Origin of the sequence: Inhella proteolytica, from assembly GCF_016093275.1 — a bacterium.
In the GTDB taxonomy this organism is placed as follows: Bacteria; Pseudomonadota; Gammaproteobacteria; order Burkholderiales; family Burkholderiaceae_C; genus Inhella; species Inhella proteolytica.
In genome coordinates this window covers 82,073-100,359 of record NZ_JAEDAK010000016.1, presented here as the reverse complement: position 1 = coordinate 100,359, position 18,287 = coordinate 82,073, and the positions used below count along the sequence as shown (strand labels likewise).

General features: G+C 69.5%; 21 protein-coding genes. 13 read left to right on the top strand and 8 right to left on the bottom strand.

Going from position 1 to position 18,287, the window contains the following annotated elements:
- Positions 1 to 455 precede the first annotated feature (455 nt).
- The 6 genes from I7X39_RS19005 to I7X39_RS18980 all read left to right on the top strand — a co-directional run bounded on the left by I7X39_RS19005 (position 456) and on the right by I7X39_RS18980 (position 3,618).
- Complete coding sequence (locus tag I7X39_RS19005) at positions 456 to 1,037, top strand: GbsR/MarR family transcriptional regulator (protein WP_198112750.1); 582 nt, start codon at positions 456 to 458, stop codon at positions 1,035 to 1,037.
- A gap of 67 nt (positions 1,038 to 1,104) precedes the next feature.
- On the top strand, positions 1,105 to 1,554 hold the full coding sequence (locus I7X39_RS19000) for a thiol-disulfide oxidoreductase DCC family protein (protein ID WP_198112749.1): 450 nt from the start codon (positions 1,105 to 1,107) through the stop codon (positions 1,552 to 1,554).
- 21 nt (positions 1,555 to 1,575) lie between these two features.
- Entirely contained in the window at positions 1,576 to 1,941 is a 366-nt protein-coding gene (locus I7X39_RS18995; protein ID WP_198112748.1) for a hypothetical protein, read from the top strand.
- A complete protein-coding gene (locus I7X39_RS18990) occupies positions 1,938 to 2,792 on the top strand; it encodes an NAD-dependent epimerase/dehydratase family protein (protein WP_198112747.1) in 855 nt (284 codons plus the stop codon). Before I7X39_RS18995 ends, I7X39_RS18990 begins: the two co-directional genes overlap by 4 nt.
- On the top strand, positions 2,789 to 3,148 hold the full coding sequence (locus tag I7X39_RS18985; RefSeq protein WP_198112746.1) for a DoxX-like family protein: 360 nt from the start codon (positions 2,789 to 2,791) through the stop codon (positions 3,146 to 3,148). The genes I7X39_RS18990 and I7X39_RS18985 overlap by 4 nt, the downstream gene beginning before the upstream one ends.
- Positions 3,145 to 3,618, top strand: a complete 474-nt coding sequence (locus tag I7X39_RS18980; protein WP_198112745.1) for a DUF2269 family protein — start codon at positions 3,145 to 3,147, stop codon at positions 3,616 to 3,618. Before I7X39_RS18985 ends, I7X39_RS18980 begins: the two co-directional genes overlap by 4 nt.
- Positions 3,619 to 3,620: 2 nt before the next feature.
- On the opposite strand, the gene I7X39_RS18975 is transcribed toward I7X39_RS18980, so the two are convergent.
- The 3 genes from I7X39_RS18975 to I7X39_RS18965 all read right to left on the bottom strand — a co-directional run bounded on the left by I7X39_RS18975 (position 3,621) and on the right by I7X39_RS18965 (position 5,826).
- Positions 3,621 to 4,412 (bottom strand): isocitrate lyase/PEP mutase family protein, encoded by a 792-nt coding sequence (locus tag I7X39_RS18975; protein WP_198112744.1) that lies wholly within the window; start codon positions 4,410 to 4,412, stop codon positions 3,621 to 3,623.
- Positions 4,413 to 4,480: 68 nt separating this feature from the next.
- The gene (locus I7X39_RS18970; protein ID WP_198112743.1) at positions 4,481 to 5,563 is read right to left on the bottom strand and encodes a WD40/YVTN/BNR-like repeat-containing protein; all 1,083 of its coding nucleotides are present in this window, start codon (positions 5,561 to 5,563) and stop codon (positions 4,481 to 4,483) included.
- Between the two features lie 2 nt (positions 5,564 to 5,565).
- A complete protein-coding gene (locus I7X39_RS18965) occupies positions 5,566 to 5,826 on the bottom strand; it encodes a MoaD/ThiS family protein (protein ID WP_198112742.1) in 261 nt (86 codons plus the stop codon).
- A gap of 61 nt (positions 5,827 to 5,887) precedes the next feature.
- On the opposite strand from I7X39_RS18965, the gene I7X39_RS18960 reads away from it, so the two are divergent.
- Entirely contained in the window at positions 5,888 to 6,094 is a 207-nt protein-coding gene (locus I7X39_RS18960; RefSeq protein ID WP_198112741.1) for a SlyX family protein, read from the top strand.
- Between the two features lie 5 nt (positions 6,095 to 6,099).
- On the opposite strand, the gene I7X39_RS18955 is transcribed toward I7X39_RS18960, so the two are convergent.
- From I7X39_RS18955 to I7X39_RS18945, 3 genes are read right to left on the bottom strand one after another with little or no spacing between them, the layout of a single operon-like run.
- Positions 6,100 to 6,972: a substrate-binding periplasmic protein gene (locus tag I7X39_RS18955; RefSeq protein WP_198112740.1), complete on the bottom strand. Its 873-nt coding sequence runs from the start codon at positions 6,970 to 6,972 to the stop codon at positions 6,100 to 6,102.
- Entirely contained in the window at positions 6,960 to 7,826 is an 867-nt protein-coding gene (locus I7X39_RS18950) for a substrate-binding periplasmic protein (RefSeq protein ID WP_198112739.1), read from the bottom strand. The genes I7X39_RS18955 and I7X39_RS18950 overlap by 13 nt, the downstream gene beginning before the upstream one ends.
- Before the next feature lie 10 nt (positions 7,827 to 7,836).
- Positions 7,837 to 9,840: an SDR family oxidoreductase gene (locus I7X39_RS18945; protein WP_198112738.1), complete on the bottom strand. Its 2,004-nt coding sequence runs from the start codon at positions 9,838 to 9,840 to the stop codon at positions 7,837 to 7,839.
- A 266-nt stretch (positions 9,841 to 10,106) separates the two neighbouring features.
- Here I7X39_RS18945 and I7X39_RS18940 point away from each other — a divergent pair, with 266 nt between their 5' ends.
- The 3 genes from I7X39_RS18940 (at position 10,107) to I7X39_RS18930 (ending at position 13,261) form a co-directional block, all read left to right on the top strand.
- Complete coding sequence (locus I7X39_RS18940; RefSeq protein WP_198112737.1) at positions 10,107 to 10,805, top strand: phasin family protein; 699 nt, start codon at positions 10,107 to 10,109, stop codon at positions 10,803 to 10,805.
- Positions 10,806 to 10,965: 160 nt separating this feature from the next.
- A complete protein-coding gene (locus I7X39_RS18935) occupies positions 10,966 to 12,210 on the top strand; it encodes a patatin-like phospholipase family protein (RefSeq protein WP_198112736.1) in 1,245 nt (414 codons plus the stop codon).
- A gap of 157 nt (positions 12,211 to 12,367) precedes the next feature.
- Positions 12,368 to 13,261, top strand: coding sequence for an amino acid ABC transporter substrate-binding protein (locus I7X39_RS18930; protein ID WP_198112735.1), 894 nt, complete (start codon positions 12,368 to 12,370; stop codon positions 13,259 to 13,261).
- 41 nt (positions 13,262 to 13,302) lie between these two features.
- Here the strand turns inward: I7X39_RS18930 and I7X39_RS18925 are convergent, their stop codons facing one another.
- Both I7X39_RS18925 and I7X39_RS18920 read right to left on the bottom strand, forming a co-directional pair.
- On the bottom strand, positions 13,303 to 14,784 hold the full coding sequence (locus tag I7X39_RS18925) for a carboxypeptidase M32 (protein ID WP_198112734.1): 1,482 nt from the start codon (positions 14,782 to 14,784) through the stop codon (positions 13,303 to 13,305).
- Positions 14,785 to 14,797: 13 nt separating this feature from the next.
- A complete protein-coding gene (locus tag I7X39_RS18920; RefSeq protein ID WP_198112733.1) occupies positions 14,798 to 15,298 on the bottom strand; it encodes a YqaA family protein in 501 nt (166 codons plus the stop codon).
- Between the two features lie 88 nt (positions 15,299 to 15,386).
- Here I7X39_RS18920 and dusB point away from each other — a divergent pair, with 88 nt between their 5' ends.
- The 3 genes from dusB to purH are packed head-to-tail and all read left to right on the top strand — an operon-like array spanning position 15,387 to position 18,246.
- Positions 15,387 to 16,406 (top strand): tRNA dihydrouridine synthase DusB, encoded by a 1,020-nt coding sequence (gene dusB / locus I7X39_RS18915; protein WP_198112769.1) that lies wholly within the window; start codon positions 15,387 to 15,389, stop codon positions 16,404 to 16,406.
- 19 nt (positions 16,407 to 16,425) lie between these two features.
- Positions 16,426 to 16,659 (top strand): helix-turn-helix domain-containing protein, encoded by a 234-nt coding sequence (locus tag I7X39_RS18910; RefSeq protein ID WP_198112732.1) that lies wholly within the window; start codon positions 16,426 to 16,428, stop codon positions 16,657 to 16,659.
- Positions 16,660 to 16,668: 9 nt separating this feature from the next.
- Positions 16,669 to 18,246 carry a bifunctional phosphoribosylaminoimidazolecarboxamide formyltransferase/IMP cyclohydrolase gene (gene purH / locus I7X39_RS18905; RefSeq protein WP_198112731.1) on the top strand — a complete coding sequence of 526 codons (1,578 nt, stop codon included), beginning with the start codon at positions 16,669 to 16,671 and terminating at the stop codon, positions 18,244 to 18,246.
- Positions 18,247 to 18,287: the final 41 nt, after the last annotated feature.

Sequence of the window (18,287 nt, the reverse complement as noted above, 5' to 3'; positions counted from 1 at the left end):
GGCAGCTACGAAGGGCGAGCAGCCAACAGCCGGACAGCCAACAGCCGGGAAACGGCACCGTGTTTGAAGTCCGGGCTGTTCGGCATTCGACTGTTGGCTGTTGGCTGCTGCCCCTATGCAGGTGCCGAGCAGCACAGAAATGCTGGGCGGCGTGCGGCACGCACGCCCACCCAACTGACTCGGCCCAACTGTCTGAGCGGAGTGCGCGAAGCGAACGCAGCGAGTTTTGGGCCGGCCCAGCATTTCGCGCAGCGCAGGGGACCCGGCCGCAGGCCGGGCGCCGGAATCGGGGCCGTGTTCTTTGCCTACTTTCTTGCACGAGCAAGAAAGTAGGTCGGCTGCCGGGACGACACCCCGGCGGGCTCTCACCCAAAGCGGGCAACACCCTTCGAAGCTCAGACGAAAAATAAGGTTTCTGTCTTGACAGAAATTTCAGATTACCTAGCATCCACCCCATGCAACTCACCGACATCGCCCGCCGCTTCATCGTCCACTGGGGCGAGATGGGCAGCAGCTGGGGCGTGAACCGCAGCGTCGCGCAGATCCATGCCCTGCTCTTCTTCCATGGCCAGCCCTTGCATGCCGAAGAACTGGCCGACACCCTGGGCATCGCGCGCAGCAACGTCAGCACCAGCCTGAAGGAATTGCTGAACTGGAACCTGATCCGCGTCACCCAGGTGCTGGGCGACCGGCGCGATTACTACGAGACCAGCAGCGACGTCTGGGAGCTGTTCCGCACCATCGTGCGCGAGCGCAAGGAGCGCGAATTCGACCCCACGGTGCGCCTGCTGGGCGAACTGGCGCGCGACCCCGCACTGGCCGCCGAGAGCCCCGCCACGCAGGACCGGCTGCGCAGCACCCAGGAGTTCATGCAGACCCTGGGTGCCTGGAGCGAGGAGATGCTGCGGCTCTCGCCCGCCACGCTGGAAAAGATCCTCAAGCTCGGCGCCCAGGTGCAACGCTTCGTGCGCCAGGGCGAGGCCGATGCAAGCAGCCAACCCGTCACCCCCATGCCGCCCCAGCTGCCGCCGTTCTGAACCCAAGCCGGGCGCTCTGCGCCCTTTCTTTGGCCTCTTTATTTCTGTTTTTACTGAAATTTCAGCCATGAACGCCACGCACCCCGAACTCACCGTCTATTACGACGGCAGCTGCCAGCTCTGCCGCGCCGAGATGCACAACCTGATGCTGCGCAACACCGAGGGCCGGATTGCGTTCATCGATGCCGCCGCGCCCGGCTTTGATGCCGCCGCGCTGGGCGTGACGCAGGACGCCCTGATGAACGCCCTGCATGTGCGCCGCCACGCCGATGGGCAGTGGCTGATCGCCGTGCCGGCCTTCGAGGCCCTGTACCGCACGGTGGGCCTGGGCGGGGTGGCCGCCGCCCTGCGCCAGCCCCTGCTGGCCCGCTTGGCCGCGCGCGTCTACCCCTGGGTGGTGCGCAACCGCCACCGCCTGCCGCAGGCCCCGGTGCGCTGGCTGTTCGAGCGTGCGGCCCGCCGCGCGGCGGAGCGTGCCGCCACCCGCCGCTGCAGCTCGAACGGCTGCACCCTCTGAATCCCCCCGAAAGGAAAAGCCATGCAAGTCCTCCATTTCGCAATGACCCTGTTGCTGGCCGTGCTGGGGCCCGTCCTCGCCCTGGGCTACCTCAAACCCATCCTGCTGCGCGTGCTGCGCAGCCAATGCGGCGGCGCGGGCGATGGCGCCGACTTCTGGATCCGCAGCGCCTACGTGCTGGCAATCTGCGGCACCTTGCTGCTCGCGCTGAGCTTCGGCCAGTACCGCCAGGCCGAGACCCTGGACGCGCTGGAACGCGCGCTCTGGCTGGTGGCGGCCGGCACCTTCGGCACCGTGGCCTTCATTGCGCGCCAGGTCTGGCGCCCGGTGCGCGAGACCTTGGCCCGCCGCAGCCTCCCGCCCGCCGCTGCGAAGGAAGCAGCGTGAGAGTCCTGCTGGTGGGCGCCGGTGGCTTCATCGGCCGCCCCACCCAGGCGGCGCTGCAACAGGCCGGCCATGCGGTGCAAACCCTGCAGGGCCGGCTGGACTGGCGGGCCGCCCACCAGCCCGAAGCCTGGCAGCCGCTGCTGGCGGGCGTGGACGCGGTGATCTACCTGCCCGGCACCGTGCGCGACCGACAAGATGGCCAAGAGGGCTGGCTGGAGCGCCTGCACCACCGGGCCCCGGCCGCCTTGGGCCAGGCCTGCGTGGCGTGCGGTGTGCGCCGCTTCGTGCTGGTCTCGGCCCTGTGTGCGGGCGATGCGGCCTACGCCCGCAGCAAGCGCGCGGGCGAGCAGGCCCTGCAAGCACTTGGGGCCGCGCTGGAGCTGCAAATCCTGCAGCCCAGCCTGGTGCTCGGCGCGGGCGGCATCAGCAGCCGGCAGTTTGAATGGCTGAGCCGGCTGCCCTGGCTGCCGCTGCCGCCGCAGCTGCTGCGCTGTCAGGTGCAGCCCCTGCGCGTGGAAGACCTGGCCGAGGCCCTGGTACACGCGCTGCACGCGCCCGCCGCGGCCCGCCCCTGGCAGGCCGTGGGCCCGCGCGCGGCCACCCTGGCGGCGTGGATTGCGCAACGCCGCGCCGCACGCGGCCAGGCGCCAGCCCGCATCCTGCGGCTGCCGCAAGGCCTGGTGCGCGCCAGCGCCCGGCTGGGCGATGCCCTGCCCTTCAGCAGCTGGAGCCGCGAGGCGCTGGCCCTGCTGGAGCAGGACAGCGTGGCCAGCTCGCCGGCAGAAGCCGCGCGCTTTGCCGCGCTGCTGGGCCACGAACCGCGCGAACCGCTGCAAGGAGCCTGGGCATGAGACCGCTGCGCCGCGACGGCCCGCGCCTGGCGCTCGTGCTGGTGTGGCTGGGCACGGCCGCCGCCAGCCTGTGGGATGGCGGCCGCGCCGGCCAGCAGCTGCTGCTCGCCAGCGGCGTGGCCGCGCTGCCGGCGCTGGGCCTGGTGTGGGCCGGCGCACTGTGGGACGCCGCCATCGGCCTGGCCCTGGCACTGCACCCGCGCAAACGGGTCTACGCCCTGGCCCTGGCCGGCATGCTGCTGATGACCCTGCTGGCCACGGCCCTGCAGCCCGCGCTGTGGCTGGACCCGCTGGGCCCGCTGCTGAAGAACCTTGCCATTGCCGCCCTGCTGCTGCAGGGCCTGCACAAGCCATGAACACCTACCTGACGCTCAAGTGGCTGCACATCGTCTCCAGCGTGCTGCTGGTGGGCACGGGCTTCGGCTCGGCGTTCTATTTGTTCTTCGCCAACCGCCAGCCCAGCCTGCAGGCCCGCGCCGTGGTGGCGCGTCTGGTGGTGCGGGCGGACACCTGGTTCACCACGCCCGCGGTCATCGTGCAGCCGCTCAGCGGCGCGGCCCTGGCGCACCTGGCCGGCTGGCCGCTGGACACGCCCTGGCTGCTGCTCTCGCTGGGCCTGTACTTCTTTGCCGGCGCCTGCTGGTTGCCGGTGCTGGGGCTGCAGCTGCGCATGGCGCGCACGCTGGAGCGCTGCGTACAGCAAGGCAGCGCCCTGCCCGCCCAATACGCCCGCGACCAGCGTGCCTGGGAATGGCTCGGCTACCCGGCCTTCACGGCCATGCTGGCGGTGTTCTGGTTGATGGTGAACAAGCCCGTGCTGGGCTGAACTCAGGCGCAGAGCGCCTGCCAGCCGGCGTAATCCGGACGGGGCTGCCAACCTTCGGGCGGCTGGCCCAGCGCGCACCAGCCGCGCAACTGCTCGGCCAGGGCCGAGTAGGCGCCCAGGAAGCTCGCCGGGCCCAGGCTCAGGCGGTGCACGCCGGCGGCGGGCAGGGCCTGGCGCGGGGGCAGGCCGGGCAGCCACATCAGGTTCAGTGCGGCCGGAACCGCTTGCGCCAGCCGGCCGGCCGTGGCCAGGTCGGCGAGCCCCGGCAGGAACACACCGTCGGCTCCGGCGGCGGCGTAGGCCTGCGCACGCGCCAGCGCCAGGCCCTCGCGCGCGCTGGGCTCGCCCACGGCGAGCAGAAAGCTGTCGCAGCGGGCATTGAGGAACAGCGGCCGCTTGCCCAGGCGCTGGCGGATGGCGCGCAGCTTGGCCGCCAGCTGCTCGGCCGGGGCCAGACCGTCCTCGATGTTGATGCCGGCCACGCCCAGCTCGGCCAGTTCCCGCACGCGTGCCGCCACGGCCTCGGGCTCGCTGCCGTAGCCGGCTTCGATGTCCACGCTCAGGGGCACCCGCGCCACGCGCAGCAGGCGCACTACCGCCGCCTTCAGTTCGGCCCAGGGCAGCTGCTGGCCATCGGGCCAGCCGAGCGACCAGGCCAGGCTGGCGCTGGACGTACCCAAAGCCTGTGCACCGGCCTGCTGGGCCAGCAGGGCGCTGGCGCCGTCCCAGACGTTGACGAGCACAAAGGCCTCAGAGCCTTGGTGGAGAAAGCGGAAGCGGTCGACGGGGTGCATGGCGCGACAGGGGTTCGAGAAGCGGCGCACTCTAGGCCTCGCCCGCGCCGCTTTCGGACCTGTTCCTGCTAGCCGTGCCGCACGGCGTAGATGGGGGGCAAATGCGTGGACACGGTCTGCCAGGAGTCGCCGCCATCACCGCTGGCCCACAGGCTGCCGGTGGTGGAGCCCATCAGCAGGCTCTGGCCGTCCGCGCCCACGTCCAGGCCATGGCGGTAGATCAGGTCGTAGCAATGCTGCTGGGGCAACCCGCTGCGCAGGGTCTCGAAGCTCTGGCCGCCATCGCGCGTGCGGGTGACGCACAGGGCGGCATCCACCGGGATGCGGCGCTCGTCCTTCACGGCCGGGGCGAACCAGGCGGTCTGCGGGTCGCTCGGGTGCGCCGCCACCGCGAAGCCGAAGCTGGAGGGCGCGGGTTTGAGCTCCTGCCAGAGCGCGCCGTGGTCCGCGCTGCGCCAGATGCCGCAGTGGTGCTGGGTCCACAGCACATCGGGTGCGGCGGCGCAGCGCTGCACGCGGTGTGGGTCTTGGATGTTGGGATCCTCCGCGCGTTCGGGTGGCATGAAGTCGGCGCGCATGCCCTGGGTGTGCACGCGCCAGCTGGCACCGCCATCGCGCGTGCGCCACACGCCGCCGCAGCTGATGCCGATGAGCAGGTCGTTCGCATCCTGCGGGTGCGGGCAGATGGAGTGGATGCCGGGCTCGGGGTAGCCGCCGCCGAACCACTCCAGCCGCTGCGGCAGGTTCCAAAGCGACTCCACCAACTGCCAGCTCTGGCCCCGGTCGCGCGAGACGAACAGGCCGCCGGGCAGGGTGCCGCACCACAGGCTGCCGTCGACGGCGCGCTCCAGGCACCAGATCAGGTTGAGCTTCCAGGGGAAGGGCTGCTCGGGCTCCGCCGGCTGCTCGGGGTAGGTCGGGCAGGCCACCTCGCGCCAGCTGGCGCCGGCGTCGTCACTGGCATGCAGCTTGACGCCGAAATGCCCGAGGTTCAGCGCCGCCAGCATGAAGCCGCTGGCATCGGGCGGCAGCACCATGCTGACGGGCTCGGCCACGAAGCTCAGGCGCGCGATGCGCCAGGCGCCGCCGGCCTCGCGCTGCAGTTCGAAGAGGCCCTTGCGGGTGGCCACCCAGGCGCGCGAATCGCTCATGCTCAACCTCCGGAAAGTGCCTGCAGCACATGGACCTGGCTGTCGGGCCGCAGGGTTTGGTAGATGTCCTGGCTGCGCCGTCCGTCAACGAACACCGCCACATTGGGGCGCAGCGCGCCCTGATCGTCGAGCACATAGCCGCGCAGGCGCGGGTTCAGTGCAAAGGCGGCGTCCAAGGCTTCGGCCAGCGTGGCTGCGGCGCAGTCCAGCACCGGGGTGTCGGTGAAGCGGCGCAGCTGCGGCGTGAACTGGATGCGGGCCATGAGGGGCACGATGCTGCAGGGTCGGCGCCGCTGCCACAAGTGACCCCGGACAATCCCGCCCATGCCCGACACCGACGCCCGATTGACCGAGCTGGAAATCAAGGCCAGCTTCACCGACGACTTGCTGGAGCAGCTGAACGACGTGATCGCGCGCCAGCAGCAGCAGATCGACGCGCTGCAGCGCGAACTGCTGGCACTGCGCCAGCAGGTGCGCGAAATGCCCAGCGCGCCCGGCAGCGTGCGCGATGAGCGCCCGCCGCATTACTGAAGGGATCAGGGCCGATAGAGGAAGCGCTTGTCCTCGCGGTAGTCCGCCCCCAGCAAGGGGTTGTGCAGCTCGATGACGCGGCGCTGCGCCAGGCGCGCGCGCCGCAGTTCGTCGCCGTGCAGCGCGGTCAGCAGCGCCGTCAGCTCGCCGCGCGCGTGCAGGCGCAACAGGCCCGCCTCCAGCGCCTGCGCCAGGGCGGCGTTGCCGGGCGCCACGAAGAACAGCATCGGCGCGGGGTAGCGCAGCGCCAGCAGGGGCTCGACCTCGAAGCGCGCGGCCTGCTGCCGGGCCTCGCTCCAGATCTCCAGTGCGGAGCGCGGGAACGCATCCACCGAGCCCTGGGCCAGGCGGGCGAACAGGCCCTCGAAGCTGGGCACGGCATCCACCTGCAGGCCATTGGCCTCCAGCACCTGGCGGTCCGGCCAATCGCTGCCCTGCACGAAGCGCAGGCGGCGCAGATCGTCCAGCGTGCGCAGGCCGGCGAAGCGGGCTGCCTCGCCCTTGCGGATGAGCAGCAGGCGCCAGCCGTAGAGCCCGCCGTAGATCGGCACGGGCACGGCGCGCAGGCGCTGCTCGCGCGCCTGGCTGGCCATGCTCCAGACCAGGTCGATGACGCCGCTGTCGCTCTCCAGTTCACGCAGCGCGCGTGCCTGGATGATGGGCTGCGCCGTCAGCTCGATCTGGTGTGGCCGGCCCGAGGCGGCCAGCACCGCCCGCAGCAGGCGCAGGGGGTAGAAGCGCTCCAGATCCACATCGCGTGGCGGGCGTGGAATGCGGGCGCGCAGCACCTGCGCCCGCGCCCGCCCCGGCCAGAGCGCCGCGCCGGCACCGGCGCAGGCCCACAGCAGGCCGCTGCGCCGCGTCGTCAGGGCCGCCACCACAGGCGCTCGTCCGCCAGCGGCGTGGCGCTGGGCAGCAATGGGTTGTGCAAGGCAATGCGCCGCCGCTCCCCCAGATGCAGGGCCTTCAGCGCCGCGCCATGGTGGCGCTGCAGCAGGCGATCCAAGTCGCCCTGCTCCACCATGCGCAGCAGGCCCTGTTCCAGGGCTTCGGCCAGATCGGGCCGCTGCGTGCTGACGAAGAAGTACTCCGCCGCGGGGTAGTGCAGCAGCAGGTGCGGCTCCAGCGCCACGGTCTGACTCTCGCGCGCGAGCTCGTACTCGACCTCGGTCACCCCGCGCGGAAAGGCGTCGGCGCGGCCGCGCGCCAGCATGGCGAAGAGCTGGTCGTAGCGGGCCGTGGTCAGCACCCGCAGGCCGTTCGCGCGCAGGATCTCAGTGTCCGGCCAGTCATGCCCCTGCAGCAGGGTCAGCGCACGCAGGCCCTCCAGGTCCTGCACGGCGCGCAGGGCATCGCGCCGGCTCTGCGGCACCAGCAGCACGCGCCAGCCGAACAGGCCGCGGTAGATGGGAATGCGGATGGGCCGCAGCGCCTGCTCGCGTGCCGCGCTGGTGACGGACCAAGCCACATCCACCGCACCGTCGGGCTCCTGCAGTTCGCGCAGGGCGCGGCTTTGCACCATCACCTGTTCGCTGGGCTGCAGCTCGACCTCCCAGCCGCTGCGCTGCAGCGCCTGCTCCAGCAAGGCCAGCGGGTACCAGCGGCGCAGCTCGAATTGGCGCTGCGGGCGCGGAAAGCGCACGCGCGGCCGCGCCGCACCCGCTCCGGCCCCGGCGGCCGTGGCCGACTGCAGGGACGCCGCGCACAGGCTCAGGCAGTCACGGCGCCGCATCACCGGCTGCTCAGAAGTGGATGCCGCGCATCATCTGCTGCATGGCGATGGCCTCGGGCGAGAGCTGCGGCTTGCCCAGCTTGCCCACTGCATCGCCCTTGGCCGCCTCGCTGTCCGGGAACATGCGGAAGCTGGTGTTCATGACGATCTGCGCCACGCGCGGCGCAAAGGCGTGCAGCAGCTCGCCCGTCTTGCCCAGGCGCGTGGCGATGCGCACCGGCTTGGCGATGCAGGCCTGCGCCACCATGTCGGCCGCTTCCTCGGGGCTGAGCGTGGGCACGTTGTTGTAGATCTTGGTGGGCGCAATCATGGGCGTGCGCACCAGCGGCATGTTGATGGTGGTGAAGGTCACGCCCTGGTCGGCGTACTCGCTCGCGGCGCAGCGCGTCCAGGCATCCAGCGCGGCCTTGCTGGCCACATAGGCCGAGAAGCGCGGCGCGTTGGTGAGCACGCCGATGGAGCTGATGTTGACCACATGGCCCTTGCGCTTCTTCACCATGCCCGGCAGCAAGCCCAGGGTGACGCGCAGGCAGCCGAAGTAGTTCAGCTGCATGGTGCGCTCGAAGTCGTGGAAGCGGTCGTAGCTGTTCTCGATGGCGCGGCGGATCGAGCGGCCGGCGTTGTTGATGAGGAAGTCCACGCCGCCGAACTCGCTCTCCAGCCAGGCCACCAACTCGGCACAGCTCTCCATGTCGGCGATGTCGGCGCTGCGCGCGAACACCTGGGCGTCTGCGCCGGCATGCTCCTTGATCTCGGCCACGGCTTCGTCGAGCTTGACCGGGTCGCGCGCGCAAATCACCGTGATGGCGCCAGCCTCGGCGAACTTCTTGGCCGCCGCCAGGCCAATCCCTGAGCTGCCACCCGTCACCAGCACGACCTTGCCGCCACAGGCGCCGCGCAGGCTGCGGTCGATGTGCAGATCGGGGTCGAGGTGGCGCTCCCAGTAATCCCAGATGCGCCAGGCGTAGTCGTGCAGGTTCGGGCATTCGATGCCGCTGCCCTTCAGCGCGGCCAGGGTCTCGCGACAGTCGAAGCGCGTGGGGTAATTGATGAACTGCAGCATGTCCTCGGGCACGCCAAGGTCCTTCATCACCGCGTTCTTGACACGCCGCACCGGCGCCAACGCCATCATTCCCTTCTTCACGCTCTTGGGAATGAAGCCGAACAGCGCGGCATTGATGAACAGGTTCATCTTGGGCGCATGGGCGGCGCGGCTGAAGATGTCGAGCACATCGCCGACGCGGTACCCCTTGGGGTCCACCAGGTGGTAGCAGCCGCCACCCTCCTCGACCTGGTGGCTGATGTGGTCGAGTGCGTTGACGACAAAGTCCACCGGCACGATGTTGACGCGGCCGCCCTCCAAGCCGACGGCGGGGAACCAGGGCGGCAGGATCTGGCGCAGGCGCTGGATCGGCTTGAAGAAGTAGTAGGGGCCGTCGATCTTGTCCATCTCGCCGGTCTGCGAGTCCCCCACCACCATCGCGGGCCGGTACACGGTCCACGGCTTCTTGCAGGACTTGCGCACGATCTTCTCGGACTCATGCTTGGTCAAGAAGTAAGGATGGTCCAGGCCTTCGGCCTCGTCGAACATGTCCTCGCGGAACACGCCCTCGTAGAGGCCGGCGGCGGCGATCGAGGAGACGTGGTGCACATGGCCGGCATCGATGGCCTGGCAGAGCTCGACGAAGTGGCGCGTGCCGTCGATGTTGACCTTGACCTGCGACTCCTCGTCGGCCTCCATGTCGTAGATGGCGGCCAGGTGGTAGGCGTGATCGATCTGGCCCTTGAGCGCCTTGATCTGATCGGCAGCCACGCCCAGCTTCTTGCTCGTCAAGTCGCCCCACACCGGCACCACGCGCGCCTTGCTCGCGCCCCAGAACTCCTGCAGCTTGGGCAACTTGTCGCGGCTGGCTTCACGCATCAGGACGTAGACCGTGCTGCCCTTGCGCGCCAGCAGCTTCTTGACGAGCCGTTTGCCGATGAAGCCGGTGGCGCCGGTGACGAAATACTGCATGCGGTTCTCCTGACGGGGGCGGTGCTGCGCTGGGGTTCTCGGGATGGGCTTGGTCGATTCTTCTGCAGCCCCACCGGCCCGCAGAGCCGCACTAACCCGAGCCCAAGCGCGGCAAGAGCGCCGCGCGCAAGGGCTCCAAACCCCGCCTTCTCATAGAGGGCACACACTAGGAAAGCTGCTCGCCGCGCAGAGGGGTGCCACCTATAGTGACTCCACCGTCGCAGGGTGCCTGCGGCGTTCTACCCACACCCTGCCAGGAGATACACATGGTCAAGAAACTGCAGAAGATGGCCGGCAAGAAGGCCGCGCCCGCGGCCAATGGCTTCAACCCCGCCCACCTGCTCGACGGTCAGATCGCCCAGAACGTGCGCGACTCCGCCCAGCAGATTTGGGCCGCCGGCCTGGCTGCCTTCAGCAAGACGCAAGGCGAAGGCGGCAAGGTGTTCGATGCCCTGGTGAAGGAAGGCATGAACCTGCAAAAGAAAACCCAGAACCTGGCCGAGCAGAAGTTCGGTGCCGTGGCCAGCAAGATGACCGGCATGGCCAATGAAGTCGGCTCCAAGGCCGGCCAGCAGTGGGACAAGCTGGAGTCGATCTTCGAAGAGCGCGTCGCCCGCGCCCTGAAGAGCCTGGGCGTGCCCAGCGGCAAGGACATCGGCTCGCTGATCGCCCGCATCGACGCGCTGTCGGCCGCCGTCGGCTTTGCCCCGAGCAAGAAGGCCAGCAAGCCGGCCAAGAAGGCCGAGCCGAAGGCAGCCGCCAAGCCGGTGGCCAAGAAAGCCGCTGCCAAGCCGGCCGCCAAGCCGGTGGCCAAGAAGGCCGCTGCCAAGCCGGCCGCCAAGCCTGTGGCCAAGAAGGCTGCTGAGCCCAAGGCCCCGGCCAAGCGCGCCGCCGCGCCCCGCAAGGCTGCCGCCAAGCCCGCCGCGCCCGTGGCCGCTCCGGCCGCTGAAGCCGCTCAGGCCTGATCCCAGCGCGGCGTGATGCCGCGCCTGGACGCCTCAGACGCCGTGAACTCCGTCGCTGCACGCCCGGGTTCACGGCGTTGTCTTTCCGGCCTCGCCCCCCATCTGCCGGGGTAAGCCCGAGCCCGCAGCCCCGCTGCCGCTGCCTACAGTCCGCCCCCGCATGAACGCCAAGCGTCCTACGACCGCCCACAAGCCCCGCATCGGCCTGGCCCTGGCCGGCGGCGGGCCGCTGGGCGCGATCTACGAGGTCGGCGCCCTGTGTGCGCTCGAGGAGTCGATCGAAGGCCTGGACTTCAGCGACTGCACCGGCTTCATCGGCGTCAGCGCCGGCGGCATCATTGCCGCCTGCCTGGCCAATGGCCTGACGCCGCGCGAGTTGTGCGCCGGCTTCATCGAGAACAGCTCGGCCCCACCCGACCATTTCGACCCCGCGGTGCTGCTGCACCCGCACTGGAACGAGTACGCCGAGCGCATCAAGCGCTTGCCGCAGCTGGTGGGCGAAGCCTTCTGGCGCGTGCTGGTGGAGCGCCGCTCGCTGCTGGGCGCGCTGGAGCTGCTGGGCCGCGCCCTGCCCACCGGCTTGCTGAACAGCGACGCGCTGGCCGCCCAGCTCAAAGCCATGTTCAGCCTGCCCGGCCGCAGCGACGACTTCCGCGGGCTGAAGAAGCGCCTGCTGCTGGTGGCCACCGACCTGGACTCGGGCGAGACCATCGCCTTCGGCCGCCCGGGCTGGGACCACGTGCCCATCAGCCGCGCGGTGCAGGCCAGCGCCGCGCTGCCCGGCCTGTACCCGCCGGTGGAGATCGACGGCCGCCACCTGGTGGACGGTGCGCTCAAGAAGACCATGCACGGCAGCCTGCTGCTGGATCAGGGCATCGACCTGATGTTCATGCTCAACCCGCTGGTGCCTTACGAGGTGAGTGCCGACGACCGCCACCTGCGCGCCAAGCCGCGCATCCCCAAGCTGGTGGACGGCGGCATGCCGGTGGTGCTGAGCCAGATGCTGCGCTCGCTCATCCACTCGCGCCTTGAGCTGGGCATGAAGGCCTACTCCAAGAGCCACCCGAACACCGACATCGTGTTCTTCGAGCCCGACCACCGCGACGCCGAGCTCTTCCTGGCCAACACCTTCAGCTACCGCCACCGCCGCGAGTTGGCCGAGCACGCGTACCAGGCCACCCGCGCCGATCTGCTGCGCCGCGCGCCCAAGCTCAAGCCCGTGCTGGCACGCCACCACCTGAGCCTGCGCGAGGACCGCCTGCTCGACCCGACGCGGGTGCTGGTGGACGTCTGGGACACCCCCAGCCACACCCCGACCGAGCGGGCGCTGCTGCACCTGGACGAGATCCTCAGCCTGCTGGAGAGCCGGGTCGATCACTCGGGCTCGCTGAGCGGCACGGCCTGACAGGCACGCGTGCGAGGGAAGGCAATACCTCACGCCGGGCCACTCGGCATGCCACGCGCTACGGGTTTCCCTGCGCCCGCCCGCACTGAAACAAGCTGTGAGCAACCGCTACATTCGCCGCGCAATGGCCCCTTGGTGGGCCCTGGAGATCGATCGCATGCAACGCCTTCCCCATCTGGTCGTCCTTGCCATGCTGGCCGCCGCGAGCCTGGGAGCCCAGGCACAGACTCTCGGCCGCATCGAGCGCAGCAGCACCTTGACGGTGGCCTACCGTGACGGTGCGATGCCCTTCTCCTACGTGCTGCCGGGCCAGAAGGAACCGGTCGGCCTGGCCATCGACCTGTGCAAGGAAATCGCCCAGGGCCTGAAGCGCGACCTGAACCTGCACGACCTGCGCATCCGCTACGTGGCCGTGCCAGCCGCCGAGGCCATCCACGCGATCCAGCAGGGCAAGGCCGACATCGAGTGCAGCAGCACCACCGACACGCGGCAGCGCCGCGAAGAGGTGAGCTTCAGCCACCACCACTTCTATGCCGGCGTGCAACTGATGACGCGCGTGAATGCCGGTGTGAAGGACTGGAAGGACATCGCCAAGCGCAGCGTCACCGTCACCGCCGGCACCAGCGCGCGCGACGTGCTGGCCCGCCACAAGCTCACCAAGGACCTGAAGTTCAACGTCATCGAGGGCGCGGACTTCGCCGAATCCTTCCGCCATCTGAACAACGGCAAGGCCGATGCCTGGGCGCTGGAAAACGTGCTGCTGGTGGGCATGCGCGCCTCCGACCGCAACCCGCGCGCCTGGGAGATCGTGGGCGAGCAGCTCAGCGTCGAGCCTTATGCGCTGATGTTCAAGAAGGGCGACGCCGACTTCCAGCGCGCCGTGAACAAGGAGCTGGAGCGCATCTTCCAGTCGGGCGAGTACCAGAAGATGTACGAGCGCTGGTTCATGCAGCCGATTCCGCCGCGCAACGTGAACCTGAAGCTGGAGCCCGGCGCACTGCTGCGCGCGCAGATGCGACGCCCGAAGTCGGTGATTCCCGACTGGAACTGATCCCGGAAGAAACAAGGGGCGCCGCGGCGCCCCTTGCTCATTCAGCCCAGATACCGTGAGCGCAGATGCGCCTGGAAGTGCGCCGGGTTCAGCACCTCACCGCTGGCGCGCTGCACCAGTTCCGGCGTTTCCCAGCGCGAACCCTGGCTCCAGATCTTGGCCTGCAGCCAGTCGAACACGGGCGTGAGCTCGCCGCGCGCAATGCCGGCATCCAGGCCCGGGATCTCCTTGCGCATGGTGGCGAACCACTGCGCGGCGTACATGGCGCCCAGGGTGTAGCAGGGGAAGTAGCCGATCAGGCCCTCGGGCCAGTGCACGTCCTGCATGCAGCCGTTGGTGTAGTTGCCTTCGGTGGAGAGGCCCAGCAGCTCCTGCATCTTGGCGTTCCACAGCGCGGGGATGTCCTCGCACTCGATCTCGCCCTCCACCAAGGGGCGCTCGATCTCGTAACGCAGGATCACATGGCAGGGGTAGGTCACCTCGTCGGCATCCACGCGGATGAAGCCCGGCTTCACGCGCGTCAGCAGCTTGTGCAGGTTCTCCGGCTCCCACGCGGGCTGCGCGCCCAGGTGCTTCATCAAGAGCGGCGAGAGCTGCTGCGCGAAGCCCGGGTGCGAGCCCAGCTGCATCTCGAAACTGAGCGACTGGCTCTCGTGCAGCCCCATGGAGCGCGCGTTGGCGATCGGCAGGCCCAGCCACTCGCGCGGCAGGTTCTGCTCGTAGCGACCATGGCCGGTCTCGTGGATCACGCCCATCAGCGCGGGCAGCGCGTCGTCTTCCTTGTAGCGCGTGGTCATGCGCACGTCCTCGGGCACGCCGCCGCAGAACGGGTGGGCCGATTCGTCCAGGCGCCCGGCCTCGAAGTCGAAGCCCATCAGCTTCATCGCCGCCAGGCCCAGTTCGCGCTGCGCGGCCTTGTCGAAGGGGCCGGTCGGCTGGATCACGGTCTCACTGGCCTGGCGCGCCTGCACGTCACGGATCAGGCCGGGCAGCCACTGGCGCAGGTCGCCGAACACGCGGTCGATGTCTCTGCTTCGCATGCCGGGCTCGTACTGGTCGAGCAGGGCGTCGTACTTGCTCAGACCGGTGGCCTGGCTGAGGTGGCCGGCAGCCTCGCGCGTCAGCTTCACCACTTCCTTGAGGTTGGGCAGATGGCCCTTCCAGTCGTTGGCCTTGCGCTGTTCGCGCCAAGCGTGGCCGCTGCGCGAGGCGGCCAGGCTCATGGCCTCCACCAGGGCCTGCGGCAGCGCGTTGCTGGCGCGCCAGCTGCGCTTCATCTCGCGCAGCGAGGCGCGCTCGAAGTCCCCCAGGCCCTCGCCCTCGGCCTGTTCCAGCAGGGTCTTCAGCTCGGGCGCGGTGGCCAGCTCGTGCAGCAGGCCACCCATCTCGGCCAGCGCCGCGGCGCGCGCCTCGTTGCCCTTGGGCGGCATGAAGGACTGCTGATCCCAGGAGGCGATGGACTGCAGATGCCCCAGGCGGTGCATGCGATGGTGGCGGCGGACGAGGTCGGCGTAGGCGTTCATGTTTGGATCCAATCTACGGAAGCGTCCATTCTGCGGGCCAGACCCACAGCAGCGCGGAAGTCATCAGGAGGTAGCGCAAAAACTTGCCGATGCCCATGTACAGCAGGCAGGGCCAGAAGGGCAGGCGCAGCCAGCCGGCCACGGCGCACAGCGGGTCGCCCACCACCGGCAGCCAGGAAAGCAGGCAGGCCTTGGGGCCGAAGCGCTGCAGCAGCTGCAGCAGGCGTGGGTGGCGTGGCTGGTGCTGGCGCCAGCGCTCGTAGCCGCGCTCGGCGCCATAGCCCATGCCCCAGCTGATGCCGCCGCCCAGCGTGTTGCCCAGCGTGGCGACCCCGATGGCCGGCCAGAACAGCGCCGGGTCGGCCTGGATGAGCGCGAACACCACCGGCTCCGAACCCATGGGCAGCAACGTGGCCGAGACCAGCGCCACCAGGAACACCGCCGGCAGCCCCACGGCGGGCAGCGCCAGCCAGGCCAGCAGGGCGGCAATGTGGGTGGACAACCAAGCTTCCATGGGGCGCGGATTCTGACCGGGGTCGAAAAACCGCACCCAGTTACACTTCTGCCCCTTTTTTAGGCAGTTCCCCTTGGTCTCCACCCCCCTGCGCATCGGCAATCACGAGCTGCCGAACCGGCTGTTCGTTGCGCCCATGGCGGGGGTGACGGACCGGCCGTTCCGCAAGCTGTGCAAGCGCCTGGGCGCGGGCCATGCGGTAAGCGAGATGGTGACCAGCCAGAAGGCGCTTTGGCACAGCCTGAAGACCAGCCGGCGTGCCGACCACCAGGGTGAGACCGCGCCCATCGCCGTGCAGATCGCCGGCGTGGACCCGGCCGAGATGGCCGAGGCGGCGCGCTACAACATCGAGCGCGGCGCCCAGATCATCGACATCAACATGGGCTGCCCGGCCAAGAAGGTCTGCACCAAATGGGCCGGCTCGGCGCTGATGCAGGACGAGCCGCTGGCGCTGGCGATCGTCGAGGCCGTGGTGCAGGCCGCGGGTGCGGTGCCGGTGACGCTGAAGATGCGCACCGGCTGGTGCCAGTCGCACAAGAACGCGCTCGCCATCGCCCAGGGCGCCGAGGCGCGCGGCATCCAGCTGCTCACCATCCACGGCCGCACGCGCGAGCAGGGCTACGGCGGCGAGGCGGAGTATGAAACCATCGCCGCCGTCAAGCGCGCACTGAAGATCCCGGTGGTGGCCAACGGCGACATCGATTCGCCCGAGAAGGCCGCCGCCGTGCTGGCCGCCACGGGTGCGGACGCGCTGATGATCGGCCGCGCCGCCCAGGGCCGGCCCTGGATCTTTGGCGACATCCTGCACTTCTTCGCTCATGGCACGCACCGCCCCGCGCCGCGCGTGGCCGAGGTGCTGGACTGGCTGCTGGAGCACCTGGACGAGCACTACGGCCTGTACGGTGAATTCACTGGCACTCGCAGCGCGCGCAAGCACATCGGCTGGACGCTCAAGACCCTTCCCGATGGCGAGGCCCTGCGCCAGCAGATGAACCAGCTGGACAGCAGCGCGGCCCAGCAGGCCTGGCTGCGCGACACCTTCACGCGCCTGGGCCAGCAGTTCGAGCGCCTGCCCGCCGCCAACGACAGCCAGGCCCTGTGCGCCTGAACCCGAAGAACGACAAGCAATGGACCTCAAGCCCATCGACGTCTGCGTGCGCGAGAACCTGGAAGCCTACTTCCGCGACCTCGACGGCGAGACCCCGCATTCCCTGCACGACATGGTGATCAAGCTGTGTGAGAAGCCCCTGCTCGAAGTGGTGATGGCACGTTGCGAAGGCAACCAGAGCCGCGCCGCCGAGTGGCTGGGCATCAACCGCAACACCCTGCGTCGCAAGCTGAACGATCACAACCTCCTCTAAGGACAGCCCATGGCCCTCACCGCCCTGCTCTCGGTCTCCGACAAGACCGGCATCCTCGAATTCGCCCAGGGCCTGCACGCCCTCGGCTGCAAGCTGCTCAGCACCGGCGGCACCGCCAAGCTGCTGGCCGACAACGGCCTGCCCGTGACCGAGGTGGCCGAGCACACCGGCTTTCCCGAAATGATGGACGGCCGCGTCAAGACCCTGCACCCGAAGATCCACGGCGGCCTGCTGGCGCGCGGCGACCTGCCCGAGCATGTGGCCGCTCTTGCAGAGCACGGCATCACCCGCATCGACATCCTGGCCGTCAACCTCTATCCGTTTGAAGCCACCGTGGCCAAGCCGGGCTGCACGCTGGAAGACGCGATCGAGAACATCGACATCGGCGGCCCGGCGATGGTGCGCAGCGCGGCCAAGAACTGGAAGGACGTGTCGGTGCTGACCGACGCCGCCCAATACGCCGAGGTGCTGGCCGAGCTCAAGGCCGGCGGCAAGACCAGCGACGCCACCCGCTTCAAGCTCAGCGTGGCCGCCTTCAACCGCATCGCCCAGTACGACGCCGCCATCAGCAACTACCTCAGCAGCGTGCAGGCCGACGGCAGCCGCAGCGAGTACCCGGGCCAGATGAACAGCTGCTTCGTCAAGGTGCAGGACCTGCGCTATGGCGAGAACAGCCACCAGAGCGCCGCGCTCTACCGCGACCTGTTCCCCGCGCCGGGCTCGCTGGTGACGGGCAAGCAGTTGCAGGGCAAGGAGCTGAGCTACAACAACATCGCCGACGCCGACGCCGCCTGGGAATGCGTGAAGAGCTTCAGCGCCCCGGCCTGCGTGATCGTGAAGCACGCCAACCCCTGCGGCGTGGCCGTGGCCGCCAGCCCGGCCGAGGCCTATGCCAAGGCCTTCAAGACCGATCCGACCTCGGCCTTCGGCGGCATCATCGCCTTCAACCGCCCAGTGGACGGCGCGGCGGCCGAAGCGGTGAGCAAGCAGTTCGTCGAGGTGCTGATGGCGCCGGCCTTCACGCCCGAGGCGCTGGCGGTCTTCAAGTCCAAGGTGAACGTGCGCCTGCTGCAGATCGAGCTGCCGCCCGGCGGCGCTACGCCCTGGCTGCAGGGGCGCAATGCCGGTGACAGCAAGCGCGTGGGTTCGGGCCTGCTGCTGCAGAGCGCCGACAACCACTTCCTGAAGCCGGAAGACCTGAAGGTCGTCACCAGCCTGCAGCCCAGCGCCCAGCAGCTGGACGACCTGATGTTTGCCTGGACCGTGGCGCAGTACGTGAAGAGCAATGCCATCGTCTTCTGCGGCGGCGGCATGACCTTGGGCGTGGGCGCCGGCCAGATGAGCCGCGTGGATTCGACCAAGATCGCCGCCATCAAGGCCAGCAACGCTGGCTTGAGCCTGCAGGGCTCGGTGGTGGCCAGCGACGCCTTCTTCCCCTTCCGCGACGGCCTGGACGTGCTGGCCGATGCCGGTGCGAGCTGCGTCATCCAGCCCGGTGGCTCGATGCGCGACGAGGAAGTCATCGCCGCCGCCAACGAACGCGGCATCGCCATGGTCTTCACCGGTGTGCGCCACTTCCGCCATTGAGGCCCTGCCACCGCCCCGTCACGGTCGCGTGCCGGCCGTGA